Here is a 13622-nt window from a genome sequence, read left to right as displayed (position 1 = left end):
GAGGGCCATTACGATCACTACCCGTTGAAGTACATCAGCCATGAAGTAAGCTGCAACTCAAAATTTTATCCGCGCTCGGCCCATTCCAGCAACCGAAGCTCACGAGGACGCATGCCCCAATCACAGTCGCAGCCGTACGCAATCTCGGACTTGGCGTGATCAGCCGGGCTTCTGCCCTACGATTGCAGATTGTATCCGGCGGGCTTGGTGGCAAGGCGCCGGCCATCCGCTCGAACATGTAGCCGACCACATGCAGGAACTGCTGAACGAAGGAGCACTGCCTTTCGGGCTTGTTGCCCACGAAGGGGCGACATATCTCGGATCGACCCTGATCATCTTCTGCGACCTGGAGGAGCGTCCGCAATACGCTCCATGGGTGGCGGCCGTATGGGTCGATGCCGACCACCGGCGTCGGGGTATTGGCAAGGCCCTTGTCCGCCGCGCAGCCGAAGCGACGTTCGACCTGGGCCATGATGTTGCCTATCTATGCGCCTTGCCGGAAAAGCGCTCATTCTATGAGGCATTCGGCTGGCGTCGCCTGGAAGAAGATGTCGGCCCGCATGGGCTCACCGTCCTCACCTTTTCGCGGGGCGTCTAGCTCGATCAAAGCCAGCTTTCGCTCCCGGCCCACAGGGGCCGCAGGCGGGGAACGTGACGGAAGCCGCGATTGAGTCTAAAGCGACCGTCGCGTCAAGCTTGATCTTATGGCTCGATTGGATGTCCGACGGCGGACATTGGCGAGAGTTGATAGGCGAGCCGCCGAAACGCTGCCGACGAACAAAGCGTCTGGCCCGTCGAACTGCAATGCCGATGATATGCTCGCTTGCGCAGCAGCGAGCAATGTGCATCGCTGCTCCGCTGTGCGCTCGCCTCTGTGGGAGCAACGCGGAACTGCTAAAGGCGCTCGACGCACATGGCGACGCCCATGCCGCCGCCGACGCGAGGCCCGGAAAACGCCCCGCCGCTTCATCACGAAGAGCAACGTGTTGAGGACGCGGGCGCCAGAAGCGCCGATCGGATGGCCGATCGCGATCGCGCCGCCATTGACGTTGACGATAGGGGATCCCAACCGAGGTCCTTGTTGACGGCGCAGGCCTGGGCGCGAACGCCTCCGTTCGCCTCCACCAGTTCCACGTCGTCGACCGCCCAGTCGGCCTTCTCCAGCGCGTTGCGGGATGCGGGGACGGGGCTGGGATGGCGATGAAGCCGCTGACCCGCCCACCATCGACATAGCCATTCGCGACGGCGCCTTGGACCAAGTCCTCCATCACTAGGCCGAGCCAGCCATCGCGGCTCTGATCGTCAGACGTTCGTCGTTGATGATGAGCGGGCTGTCGACGCGGACATGAGTTCGCGCCCGCCCTTCTCGAACTCCAACACCGCGCGCATCGGCGTTCGGCCGCACACCATCGAATGGATTGAGAAGTCAGAAGCGTCAGGGACGATCCAGCTCAACACGCATCTAGACTCCATTCCAACCGCATCGTTCTCACATCGGAGACTTCTATCCAGATCTCACCAGAACTCCCGAAAATCGGAGGACGAGCCTTCCGCCGGATCGAGAAAACATTCGGCGATGTTTGCCAAGAATCCCCCATGCATAGTGTCCAAGGTCGCGGCAGAAGTTTGGCGTTGCCCGCCAGAATTTTGCCGGTCATGTCGAACTCGATGATGGCTTGCAATTTATGCACTGGGTCGAGGCCGGCTTTTGCGTCAGTGGCCCACAAACAATGCGGTTTGAGGATACCAACCCGCAGGAGCTTCGGGTAGGTTGCGCATCAAGGTTAGGAGGGCACATGGGCCTGTCAGATATTCTCGGTCGATTGGTCGCACTGATCGGCGCTGTGGCCATCCTTTTGCGGCGCCAGGACGGCGATTCTCTGGAACCGGCCTATGGCAGCGCCCCGACAATCCCGAGAGCCAAGCCGCAGGGCATTCCGACCCTGAAGATGCCGACAGCCAAGGGATGGCCCGCGGAGCAAATGCCGACTGCGGCGGCCGGGCTCAACGTGAACGCATTCGCGGCCGGGCTCAAACATCCCCGTTGGATTTACGTGTTGCCGAATGGCGACGTACTGGTCGCTGAGGCACTGAGCGAGCCGGGGGGCATTAAATCCGCCTTCGACTACGCCATGTTCAGCACGATGAAGCGCGCCGCCGCAGTGGGCGCAAGTCCGAACCGCATCACGCTGTTGCGGGATGCGGATGGCGACGGCGTGGCCGAAATCCGCACCGAATTTCTCGACGGACTCAATCAGCCGTTCGGCATGGCGTTGCTGGGCGATACGTTGTATGTCGGCAACACAGACGGGGTGGTTGCGTTCCCGTATGAAACGGGCGACACACGTATCAGCGTGACAGGTCAAAAGGTTACGTCCTTCAAGGCCGGGGGGCATTGGACGCGAAGCCTGCTTGCGAGTCGCGATGGACGAAAGCTTTTCATCGGCGTCGGTTCGCTCAGCAACATTGGCGAGCGCGGTATGGCCGCAGAGGAAGGACGAGCCGCTATCCACGCGCTTGACCTCGAGAGTGGTGAGCACCGCATCTTTGCCTCCGGTCTGCGCAACCCGGTGGGCATGGCGTGGGAGCCTACGACAGGTGCACTGTGGACGGTGGTTAATGAGCGCGATGGCCTGGGCGACGAGACACCGCCAGACTATCTGACATCAGTGCGCGACGGCGGCTTCTATGGATGGCCCTATTGCTACTGGGGGCAGATCGTGGACGACCGGGTGCCGCAGGACCCAGCGGTGGTCGCAACCGCCATAACACCGGACTATGCCTTGGGCGGACACACTGCATCGCTCGGCCTTTGCTGGCTTCCCGCAGGCGCTCTGCCCGGCTTCCCGGACGGCATGGTCATCGGGCAGCATGGTTCCTGGAACCGCAGCACGTTGAGCGGCTACAAGGTTGTCTTCGTGCCGTTCGTGAATGGACGTCCAGCCGGGCCGCCGCGCGACATTCTGACCGGTTTCCTTTCGCCTGACGAGCGGTCGTCCTATGGGCGGCCGGTTGGAGTTACCATCGGCCCCGACGGCTTCTTGTTGGTGGCGGACGATGTCGGCGATGTGATCTGGCGCGTCACGGGCGAGGCGGAGCGCATGTGAAACGCGCATCGGTGCCGCGCTGCATGGGAATGCCCATGGCATCCGGATCACCGACGGCGGAGAGGCGTTTTCCCGTCACGTTTTTCGCTGGTTGGCCGATTTGGACACTTCTCGACTAACTCTAATCGACGTATGTCCGTGTCGCGGGCATAGGGCCGGAGACCTCCTTGAGGGGTTGAGCTCTGCGCTGGTGTGGCGCTTGGGAGGGTTAACTGGCAACCAGTTCTGCCCACGCATAGACGCAATCGCATCCTTGGGTTTGTGTTCAACACCCTACGCACCAGCGCCTATGTCGGTCCGGCTTGGATCTGCCGGAGTGCAAGTCAAGCTCGCCACGGTGGACTGAGGTGGGGTGGATCATTTCAGGGCTCCCGCGGTGAGGCCGGAGACGATGCCGCGCTGCAAGAGAACGGAGGCAGCGAGCATGGGAGTCACATAGATGGCCGCATAGGCCATAATGCTGTTCCATTCGTTGGTGTTCGGCCCCATGAAGCTATTGAGCCCGACGCTGGCCGGTTGCAGCTCAATTCTCTGGATCATCGACTTCGAATAGACGAACTCGCCGAAAGCCTGCATGAAGATCAGGATGGCGCCGACGAGGATGCCGTTGCGAGCGAGCGGCAGGACGATTCGAAAAAAGGCGCCGACGCGGGAACTGCCATCGACGAGGGCCGCTCCCTCCAACTCCTGCGGAACGCTCATGAATGTTGCGCGCACCAGCACTATGAAGAAGGGCATACTCTTGGCGACGATCGCGAGGATGACCGCCAGGCGTGGGTAGTCGAGCAGCCCAATCTGTGAAAAGCCAACAAAGATTGGTGTGATCATCAGTGATGACGGCAGGACCTGCAGCATGAGGATGAGGAAGAGCCCGACATCCACCCAGACATTGCGGTAGCGGGCCAGCACATAGGCGCAGCCGACACCGAGAACTGAGATGACGGCTACGGCACCGAAAGCAATGACCAGCGAGTTCCAGATGTAACGCCTCATGTTGCGGCTGTGCCAGACTTGGCCGTAGATCTGCCACTGTGGGTCGGTCGGCCAAAAATCCGGAGGGTTGGCAAACATAGCCGAGCCGGACTTTAGCGCCGTGATGTACATCAAGTAGAGCGGGAATAGATAGATGGCGGCGAGCACCAGCGCCACGGCCAGCATCAACTTTTCGCGGAAGGTATCGGTCACCCCCGCACCTCGTGACGTGTGGAGCGGACGTAGACGATTGAGGCGAACATCACGAAGACGATCATGATCACGGAGAGCGTCGCTCCCTTGGCGAAATCGTACTGTCGGAACGACAATTCCCAACCCAGTATTGCGTGACTTTGGACGAATTGTTCGGTCCACCGGAGGTGATCGCTGCGAAAAAATCGAACTGCTGCAGCGTGAAGATCAGGCCGAGCGCGATGACAGCGCCGATCGTCGTGCGCATCATCGGCAAGGTAATCGTCCAGAAGCGTTGCAGCGCGTTGGCTCCATCGAGCTCCGCCGCCTCATAGAGATCCTTCGGTATGCCCGAAAGCCCGACCGAAAGCAGGATCATGTTGAACGAGGTACCAAGCCAGATATTGGCGATAATCACCGCCCAGAGCGAACAGTGCGGATCGGAGCGCCAGAAGATATTGCCGTCGGTCACACCGATTTCCCTCAAGAAGAAGTTGAGGACTCCAAAATCGCTCGAGAGAATCCAGCTCCAGATCGCACCAACCACTAGGCCGGGCATCACCCAGGAGACGAGAAAGAGACCGCGAAGCCAGGACGCGCCCGGAAAATTCATCCAAAAGAAAAGTGCCAGCCCGAAGCCTATGACGAATTGGCCGGCAATCGAGGCGCTGACGAAGAGTGCCGTGTTAAGGAGAATTGGGCTGGTTTCCAGCTGCGCGAAGAGCTCCGTGTGAAGCCGACAAAGGGTCGTCCGAAGGTTCCAAGGCTGAACAGATCCACTGTTGGAAACTCATCAGAACGTTGTAGACGAGCGGTATGCCGGAAAGAGTGAGCAAGAAAGTGAGCGGCAGTGCAACGAGCGCAATGTCGAAGCCCTTACCATCGATGATGCTGGACAGGATTTTCTTCATGAGCGCCTCCACATCCGATAGGCACCCCTCCTTTCAGCCGAGCACGGCCTTTATCTTTTTGGCCGCTTGGTCGAGCGCTTCCCTGGAAGACATCTGTCCGGTTAGCGCCGCCTGGATCGCATCTTGGATTGCCTTGGAGATCTTCGGCCATTCAGGGTGCGGGCCCCGAGGCTTGGCGTACTTGAGCTGTTCGAGAAAAACCTTGAGCGCGGCATCCTTGCGCGGCTGGCCGGTCTCGCGAATTGCGATATCGGTGCGGGCCGGGAGCAGGCCGAAGTCTCTGAACATGCGGTCATCCTGGGAGATCAAATACTCAAGCACCCCGAAGGCCTCTTCAGGGTGCTTCGTGCTGGCGAAGATCGCCCAATTGAAGTCCCCCATGGAGGAGGAGCGTTCGGCACCGTCTTCCGGTACCGGCAGCAACGTCACGCCCCAATCGAACTTCGCTTCGGCAACCATTCGGTCGAGCTCCCAGGGACCGGAAATCGCCATGGCCGCGTTTCCGGAATTGAACGTCCCGGTCGAATCCCACTGGCTGCGCGTCAGCGTATCCGGAGAAGCAAGCCTCTCGTCGAGGATCGTTTTCCAGGTATCGAGCGCCCTGACCGCGCCATCGGTGTTGATGATTTCGTAACTGGCACCGGCCATCTGTGCCCACGGCAGGAATTGGAAGGTGCCCTCCTCGCTCGCCTTGGCCGAAAAAGTTATGCCGTACACGTTGGCTGCCAGGTCGGTCAGCTTTCGTGCCGCGTCCACCAATTCAGCCCAGGTTTGCGGCGGCTTGTCAGGATCAAGGCCCTTCGCCTTGAACATGTCCTTATTGTAATATAGCGCGATCGTGTTCGTCGCCTTTGGAACGCCGTAATGCCTGCCTTCCCACATCGTGGAGGCGAGCGGGCCTGGGAAGTAGTTTTCCGGCTTGATTACCGTCGATTTCGCGATCATGTCGGTCAGATCCAAAAAGGCGCCGCGCGACGCGAACAGGACATGTTCAGGATTATCGACCGCGATAATATCCGGAGCTTGGCCCGTGGCATAGGCGCGTAAGGCCTCGCTCACCAGATCGTCAAACGGGACCTCCCGGTACTCGATCTTGATGCCCGTATTAAGCTTGTTGTAGTCGGAGATTAGGTTCGACGCCGGCCGATCGTTATCGTGCGACCAGACGGAGATCGTCACGTCCTCGGCCTTGGCCGGAACATAGAAACACGAGACGGTAGCAAGCGCGAGAGCACCGAGCACGGCGACTTTGCGGATATCCATGGTCTCCTCCTCTTGGCTATCTTGATCCAGCCCCCTTTGGCCCCGATGACCGGGTCATGGAGGGGAATTCAACCCGGCCACGCCTCGGTCGTCTCGCGGTGGAGAGGGGCCGACGGCCTTCACTCTTTCGCAAGACTTGCACTGGCTGCGCGAGTTTCAGCCAGCCGTTCGTCCCATCAGTTTCCCAACACTGCCATTTGGTCGGTACGCTCTGCGCGAGCGGTGTCGTCCCGTTCGGGAGGCAGAGTGAACTGAAACACCGCCCCGCGAGGTTCATTCGCGGAGACCCACAGCCGGCCGCCGTGAGCCTCGACGATCGAACGGCAGATCGCCAGGCCCATGCCCATGCCGCTGGGTTTGGTTGTGTAGAAGGCCTCGAAGAGGCGGTCTATACTCTGCGGGTCCAGTCCCGGGCCCGAGTCCTGTACCCTGACATCCACGCCTCCTGAGGCCTCTGTCTCGGTGCTGATCAGCAACTCGCGCTCCCCCTCACTAATGCCGCTCATCGCCTCGATGGCGTTCATGATCAGATTGAGGATCACCTGTTGCAGCTGGACGCGATCTCCTTCCACGGACGGAAGGCTCGTCGCAAACTCGGTCTGCAGCGAGACGCCTTGCCGGAGCACTTCGCTGCGGGTCAAGGCAATCACGTGGCGAATGGCTTCATTGAGGTCGAACTGCTCCTTGCGAGGCGGTTCCTTTTTAACCAAACCCCGGATCCGGCCAATGACGTCGCCCGCTCGTTTGGCGTTATCGACGATCCGGTCGAGCGCCTCACGCACTTCCTCCAAATTTGGCGGATTGGTACCCAGCCAGCGCAAAGCCGCCTGGGCGTTGGTGACCGACGCTGCGATCGGCTGGTTGACTTCATGGGCGATGGAGGCTGTGAGCTGCCCCATGGTGGCGACCCGGTTTGCGTGGGACAGTTGCCCTTGTGCCTCTCGCAAGGCCCCCTCGCTTTCGCGTAACGCCTCTGCCGCCCACCGGCGCTCGGTCAAATCGAGGACAAAAGAGACACCTTCTTTCCTGCTGTCTTCGAACAGCGCACTGCCGACCAGCACGGGCAAACGGCTGCCATCTTTGCGAAAGTACTCCTTCTCGAACGGGTGAACTGCCCCGGTCGCCTTCAGCTCTTCAGCGGTCCGTGCGTCGCGGTCGCGCCATTCGCCCGGGGTCAGGTCCGTCAAGCATAGCTGACCAGAGGCAAGATCCTCTTGGTCGTATCCGACCATGCGGAGAAACGCATCGTTTGCCTCCAGAATGCGAGCTTCCATATCCCAGATGACGATCCCGATGATATTGGCCTTGACGAGGCGGCGGATCTTGGCTTCGCGTTCTGCGAGATCGCGGTACAACCGGGTATTCTGCAATGAGATCGCTGCCTGAGAGGCGAGCAGCTTAAGCACTGCGATTCGCGCTGGCGCGAAGACCCGAGGGGCGAGGTTATTCTCAAGATAAAGCACTCCGGTCAGCTCACCCTGATTAAGCAACGGCAGGCAGAGAATGGAACGAGCATGGTGCTGACAAATGTAGGGGTCGGCGGAAAATGGGTTTTGAGCTGTTGCGTCGCCAAGAACCACGCTCTCGTTTGTGCGCAAGACATAATGAAGGACCGATTCCGGCAGCATCATCGCGGTCACGAACTCGTCGCGCAGCTGTACCACGACCGTGTCGCCGCCGGTCGTGGCTTCCGCCGTGATCCGTGACTCACCGCCACGCGATACAATCAATAGGCCGCGCTCGGCCCCCGCCTGCTCAATGGCGGTGCGCAAGACCGTGTCCATCAGCTTTTCAACGACTATCTCGCCCGAGATGGCTTGCGACACTTTAATCACCGTGGCGAGGTCAAGTTGTTCGATCGGCACTCCGATCGTCCTCTTCGGCCCGGGTGCTGGCTCATCCTCTCGCAGGTAGGGATACAATGCATCGAGCTGCTGCACCTTGCCATCAGCTCCCCAACGCAGGTAGCAGTGCCGCGCGTTTCGCAGATGGGCATGGGTATTGGTTTCGAAGCCGCGCGCCGCGTAGAAGCGCGCTGCCAGTTCGGGGGCGAGCGCCTCATTGTGGATCAAGCCGTTGTCGCGGGCAGATCGGATGGCCTGCTCGTAGAGACGCTCAGCCTCGAGCCACTGCCCTTTGAGGCGGGCGATCTCCGCGCCGAGCAGCGCGGCGCGGCTCGCGAAATTGTCCGGGCAGTTCTCGGCCCACTCCTGGAGCCGGCGGTGGTGGGCTGCCAAGGCCTTGAGGTGGCGGGCTCGCTCCGCAGCGGGGGCCGCGTCGCAGAACGCGGCCCGTGCCAGCGCAGCGTAGAGATGGTATTCCGCCCGCTCGAAGATGGCTGGCGAGATCCAAAGAAGGCGTTCTGCTTTCGCCGCCGCCGCGACCGCTGCGGCGTGGTCGTGGGCGAAGACACGGGCCTGCAGCTTGCGGATCCAGTACAAGCAGGCTGCGATCGACAGGCGCGGATCCTCCTCCAGATGTTGTTCGAACCGGGTCTCATCGAACCCGGTATTGTTGAAGGAGCCGAAGATAGCGGTTTGGCCGCGGAGAGCCCGGACAAGCCCGACCTGCGCGGTGATGAGATCGACGACGAGACCGAACTTCGCTTGCCGCGCAAAGTCGAGCCCGGCTTCGGCCTCGCGCTGCACTTCGGCGAGCGGATTGCCGCTGGCGAGAAGTTGGGTGAGCACGTTGTTGCAGCTAAAGGCCGCGTAGGTCAGGTCACCGGCCTGGAGCGCCGTGTCGAAGGCGTGCCGTGCGATTGGACGGCCCCTTGGGAAGTGCCGCATCGGAGGCTTCGCAAGGTTCCCGAAGGCCAGGTAAACGCGGGCCTTGAGGCGGTCCGCGCCATTTTGCTCCACCATATCAAGCCCCAGCTCGCCTAAGCGGAACCCCGCCTTGTAGTCGCCGAAAAACAGTCCCAGTACGTTGCCCACCGCGGTGTAGGCGTAACACGAAGCGTCGCTGTTACCGTGCTCAAGGCTGAGATTTCCCATGCGGCCGATGACGAGGCACCGCAGGTTCTCGTCGGTGAACAAGGCCGGGGACACGAGCGAGGTAAGCACGTCCATTGTCGCGCACGCGACCGGATCGGTCATCCGGGGCAGGTCGAGCAGTGCGTCGATCGGACGGTCGCCGAGCTGCCGCCACATCCGCGCGTATTCCTGCCGGACGTCGTGCTTCGTCGGATGCGCCGACCAAGCGACGCCGACGCGGCGCAGGTAGTCGAGGCCGACAATGATGGCGCGGTCGCTTCGGCCGAGAGTCATGAAGAGGTCCACCCGCAGCCGGGTTACGGTGGCCAAGTCGGGCATGCTGACGGCGCGGCTTGCCAGTTCGGCGAGGCGCGCCTCCGCTTCCCCCAGCGCGCCGGTGAGGAACTCGCACTCGGCCATGTGCAGCTCCAGCGCGAAAGCGAGCTCGTACCGGCGCTCCCAGCAGTCCTCCGGCAATAGGGACCGGCCGGCAGTGAGATAGGTCAGCGCCGAAGCGTAGGCAGTCGAGGCTTTGGCGCGCCGGCCAGCGATCAAGTTCAGTTCGGCAACCCACTCCCGCTCCTCGCCCGAGGCGATCAGCGCGATGCCCCGGTTGAGTTGGCCGACGATGTCGAAGACACTCTCCTCGACCTCCTCCGGCGGCGTGTGCGCGACCAGCCGCTGGCCGATGGTGAGGTGTGCAGCGGCCCGCTCGCCTTCAGGGATAAGCGTATAAGCTGCCTCCTCGACGCGGTCGTGCAGGAAGTAATAGGCCCCATCCCTCCGGCATACCAACCCGGCTCGCTCCGCCTCCGATAGTGCTGCGTCCAGCGCAGCCTCGCTCTCCCGCTGGACCAGTTTGAGGGTGGCGATCTCGCCAACGTTGCCCAGACAGGCCAACTGCTGCAGGGCATCCTGGGTCGTTTCGGGGAGGCGGCGCAACTTGCTCAGCAAAAGGTCCACTACATTGTCTGTGTAACCCCTGGCGTGAATGCGCTCGAGATCCCAGGACCAGCATGCCTGTCCATGGTCGAAAGCGACTAGTCCTTCCTCGGCGAGTGCTGTGAGGAACTGGATGACAAAGAAGGGATTGCCGATGGTTTTTTCGAACACCAGCCGGGCCAGAGGCGCGGCACAGGCTGGCGCGCAGTGCAGCGCATCGGCAATGAGCCGGTCGAGATCCTCAAGCCGCAGCGGCGCCAGCACAATCTCCTGCGCCGGCACGCCCAAGCTGCGGATCGTCGCCAGCCGCCGCATCAGCGGGTGCGCTGGCGTGACCTCGTTGTCCCGGTAAGCGCCGATAAGCAGCAAGTGGCGCAGCTCCGGCTGGGTCACCAAGTGCTCAACCAGGTCGAGCGTCGCAGCATCAAGCCACTGCAGGTCATCGAGGAACAGCGCCAGCGGATGCTCCGGCTGCGCGAACACGCCGAGCAGGCGGCGGAACACCATCTGGAAGCGGCGCTGCGCGTCCTGCGGCGGCAGCTCCGGTAGCGGCGGCTGCGGGCCAGTGAGGAGTTCGAGCTCAGGGATGAGTGTCACCATGAGCTGGCCGTTTCGGCCAAGCGCCTCGCCAAAGGCTTCGCGCCAGGGCGCCAGCTCGGCCTCACTCTTGCCAAGCAGCGGGCGGATCAGCCCCTGCAAGGCCTGCGCCAAGCTGGCATATGGGATGTCGCGGTTGTATTGGTCGAACTTGCCCGAGGCGAACAGCCCGCGCGACGGCACTAGCACCTTCCGCAGCTCGCCGACGACGGTGGACTTGCCGATACCGGAGTAGCCGGACACCAGCACCAGCTCCGGGCCGCCACCCTGGACGATGCGGTCGAAGGCCGCGAGCAGGGCTTTGATTTCGCGCTCGCGTCCATACAGCTTCTCCGGGATCAGGAACCGGTCCGGCGTGTCGTCTTCGCCGAGCGGGAAGGCATCGATGCGGCCCAGAACCTCCCACGCAGTGAGGCAGCGCCGCAAGTCGCGGCCCAGACCGGCGGCAGTCTGGTAGCGCTGCTCGGCCGTCTTCGCGAGCAGCTTCATGATGATCGCTGAGATGACGCCGGGCACGCCCTTCAGTCGCTCTGTGGGTGGCAAAGGCTTCCTGGCGAGGTGGCAGTGCACCCACTCCATCGGATCGGCCGCCGCAAACGGCAGTACACCCGTGAGCATTTGGTAAAAGGTGATCCCGAGCGCGTAGAGATCGCTACGAGAGTCGACCGATTGGTTCATGCGGCCGGTCTGTTCCGGTGCCATGTAGGCGAGCGTCCCGGTGATGGTCTCGGGCGGGTCGGGTGTCTGCCGTTCGCAAGAGAGGCGCGAGGCAATGCCAAAGCCGATCAGCCGCACCTCTTCACTCCCGCCACTCACTAGAATGTTGGCCGGGTTGACGTCCTTGTGGACGAGACCGCGCTGGTGGACCTTGCATAGGGTCGAGGCGATGGCGATGGCGATTCGTAAGAAATCTCCGACCTTCATCGGGCCGTCGAGCAGCCGCGCGAGCGGCTCGCCGCCGGGATCCTCGAGGACCAGCATGGTCCGGCCGCCTTCGCGCACGAACTCCAGGGGCCGCACGGCCCATGTACCTTCCAGTTCTTCCTTCAGTTCATATTCGTGGGCGAGGCGATCGAGACTTGAGGGCGTCGGGTGCTCGCTGGCGGGAAATACGGTCAGCACAGCGTCCCACTGGCCGCCGGCACCCCGACGCCGTCCGCGGCACAGCACGCGTTCGCCATCCTCCCACAGGACCTTCAAGGTGCTCTCCATCAGCGCCGAACCGAGAGGATGGGTTCAACCGCCGGACTCGGTCGACACGTTGGCGTTTCCCGACAGACTGTCAGCAACTTTGGCGCACAAAATTCGTCCGCCAGGTGGCCAGAGCAAGTATAAGAAAGATCATTACCACACATGACGTGGCCTGACGATGTCTTCCTACGACATCTCCTTCCGTGCAAATTCCGAGGCAATCCGCCCCCTGATTCCGAAATCATTCGGGCCTCTCATTCCGAATAATAGTCGCCCCCTGATTCCGAGATGATGCGCTCCCAATTGGAGGGCTCTGAAGTGGGTCCCCTGCTGGTGTGAAGTTTCGTCCTTCGGCTGTCATGAGCGAAGGAACGGGATGCCAGCGGAGAGATTGGAGATGCGGCGTGTCCGCGAGACACTGAGATATCGCTTTAAGCAGGGGGCTTGGCCACATACGGGCGAGCGGCTGAGGCCATGCCTGTCGCTGAACAGGGCCTTGCGTTAAATCCCGACTACGCATTTCTTCACTTCGCACATGGAATGGCGGCCGTGCGGCTCAGGAACGCCGATACGACGATTCGAGCCGTTCTTAGTCCTCACGATCCGTCTATATTTTCGTTCAAGACACTGCTCGGTATTGGCTTGATGCTGAGAGGCGAGCCCGATGACCTCTCAACGGCCCGGGTGCATCTACGGGAAGGCGCGTCCTTCGAACGCACAACCTATTATCCATTCATCGGAGCAGCGTTGCTCGGCCTCAGGGCGGGCAATACCGATGAAGTGAGGATCTGGATCTCTGATCCTTTGAAGAAGTTTCCAAACCTGAATGCGGAATACGTCCGAGAGGCGGCCCACCCATTCTATGAAGGCAGTCCTTACTGCGACTACCTCGACAGGTTGATCGAGCAGGGGCTCCCCCCGGGAGAGAAGCGTCTGATCGAAGAATAATCGCGTCAGTTAGAAGACTCCTGTTCCCGGCTTCTATGCCGTGTTCAGGCAGAAATTCCACTTATAACCCCTGTCCAAGTTTCCCGATCCAGCTCTGGCCGTTGCGTCGACGGCATTGGAAGGCTGGCGGAAGCAAACACCTTCGCAGGCGCGCTCCATCCGCTACCAGCTCACCATCGCCAAGCTGCCGCTCGCCAAAGAGAACGATGACTTCGACTTCGACAGCGCGCCGGTCAACGAAGAGCTGATCCGCGAACTCGCCACCGGCAACTTCCTGGCCGAACAGCACAACATGGTCCTCGTCGGCGGCCCGGCAACGGGCAAGTCGCATGTGGCCATCGCCATCGCCCGCGCCCTCATCCGCACATTTCGGCTGTTCGATTGAGGCAGCTTTGCGCCGATAAGCGACTTCGCCAAGGACAGATCGCGCCACCAGCCCCGACATTTACCTTCTTTTTATAGTTCGAATGACGAGTAGTCCTTACTGGACTTCACGTTTTGAAATGAACGGTCACTTAAAATGA

At 61.4% G+C, this 13622-nt stretch carries 5 protein-coding genes and 5 pseudogenes; 5 read left to right on the top strand and 5 right to left on the bottom strand.

The genetic code is table 11. The features are described 5' to 3' along the window. Positions 1-111 precede the first annotated feature (111 nt). Positions 112-598: pseudogene (locus NXT3_RS02990) on the top strand (GNAT family N-acetyltransferase). Positions 599-894: 296 nt separating this feature from the next. Here the strand turns inward: NXT3_RS02990 and NXT3_RS02985 are convergent. Next, positions 895-1188, bottom strand: a pseudogene (locus NXT3_RS02985) (acetyl-CoA C-acetyltransferase); the annotation flags it as partial. A gap of 193 nt (positions 1189-1381) precedes the next feature. On the opposite strand from NXT3_RS02985, the pseudogene NXT3_RS33055 reads away from it, so the two are divergent. After that, positions 1382-1459 (top strand): annotated as a pseudogene (locus tag NXT3_RS33055) (mobile mystery protein A); the annotation flags it as partial. A gap of 337 nt (positions 1460-1796) precedes the next feature. After that, positions 1797-3107, top strand: a complete 1311-nt coding sequence (locus NXT3_RS02975; protein WP_104838776.1) for a PQQ-dependent sugar dehydrogenase — start codon at positions 1797-1799, stop codon at positions 3105-3107. 357 nt (positions 3108-3464) lie between these two features. Here NXT3_RS02975 and NXT3_RS02970 read toward each other — a convergent pair whose 3' ends face one another. The 4 genes and pseudogenes from NXT3_RS02970 to NXT3_RS02955 form a co-directional block, all read right to left on the bottom strand. After that, positions 3465-4292 carry a carbohydrate ABC transporter permease gene (locus tag NXT3_RS02970; RefSeq protein WP_104838775.1) on the bottom strand — a complete coding sequence of 276 codons (828 nt, stop codon included), beginning with the start codon at positions 4290-4292 and terminating at the stop codon, positions 3465-3467. After that, positions 4289-5182: pseudogene (locus NXT3_RS02965) on the bottom strand (carbohydrate ABC transporter permease). Before NXT3_RS02965 ends, NXT3_RS02970 begins: the two are co-directional and overlap by 4 nt. 33 nt (positions 5183-5215) lie before the next feature. Beyond that, a complete protein-coding gene (locus NXT3_RS02960; protein ID WP_097527935.1) occupies positions 5216-6445 on the bottom strand; it encodes an ABC transporter substrate-binding protein in 1230 nt (409 codons plus the stop codon). A 176-nt stretch (positions 6446-6621) separates the two neighbouring features. Continuing rightward, positions 6622-12159, bottom strand: coding sequence for a trifunctional serine/threonine-protein kinase/ATP-binding protein/sensor histidine kinase (locus tag NXT3_RS02955; RefSeq protein ID WP_104839923.1), 5538 nt, complete (start codon positions 12157-12159; stop codon positions 6622-6624). A gap of 465 nt (positions 12160-12624) precedes the next feature. On the opposite strand from NXT3_RS02955, the gene NXT3_RS02950 reads away from it, so the two are divergent. Next, the gene (locus tag NXT3_RS02950; RefSeq protein WP_234828076.1) at positions 12625-13098 is read left to right on the top strand and encodes a hypothetical protein; all 474 of its coding nucleotides are present in this window, start codon (positions 12625-12627) and stop codon (positions 13096-13098) included. Between the two features lie 145 nt (positions 13099-13243). Continuing rightward, a pseudogene (locus tag NXT3_RS02945) lies at positions 13244-13462 on the top strand (ATP-binding protein); the annotation flags it as partial. Between the last annotated feature and the right edge of the window lie 160 nt (positions 13463-13622).

The sequence above is a fragment of the Sinorhizobium fredii genome (assembly GCF_002944405.1).
In the GTDB taxonomy this organism is placed as follows: Bacteria; Pseudomonadota; Alphaproteobacteria; order Rhizobiales; family Rhizobiaceae; genus Sinorhizobium; species Sinorhizobium fredii_C.
Note: the sequence above shows the minus strand (reverse complement) of the source record. Positions and strands in the feature narration are given on the sequence as shown.

What these genes read in the sequence shown, in the direction of transcription:
- NXT3_RS02975 (WP_104838776.1), top strand. Translation starts at nt 1,797, where the DNA reads ATGGGCCTGTCAGATATTCTCGGTCGATTGGTCGCACTGATCGGCGCT.
- NXT3_RS02960 (WP_097527935.1), bottom strand. Translation starts at nt 6,445, where the DNA reads ATGGATATCCGCAAAGTCGCCGTGCTCGGTGCTCTCGCGCTTGCTACC.
- NXT3_RS02950 (WP_234828076.1), top strand. Translation starts at nt 12,625, where the DNA reads ATGCCTGTCGCTGAACAGGGCCTTGCGTTAAATCCCGACTACGCATTT.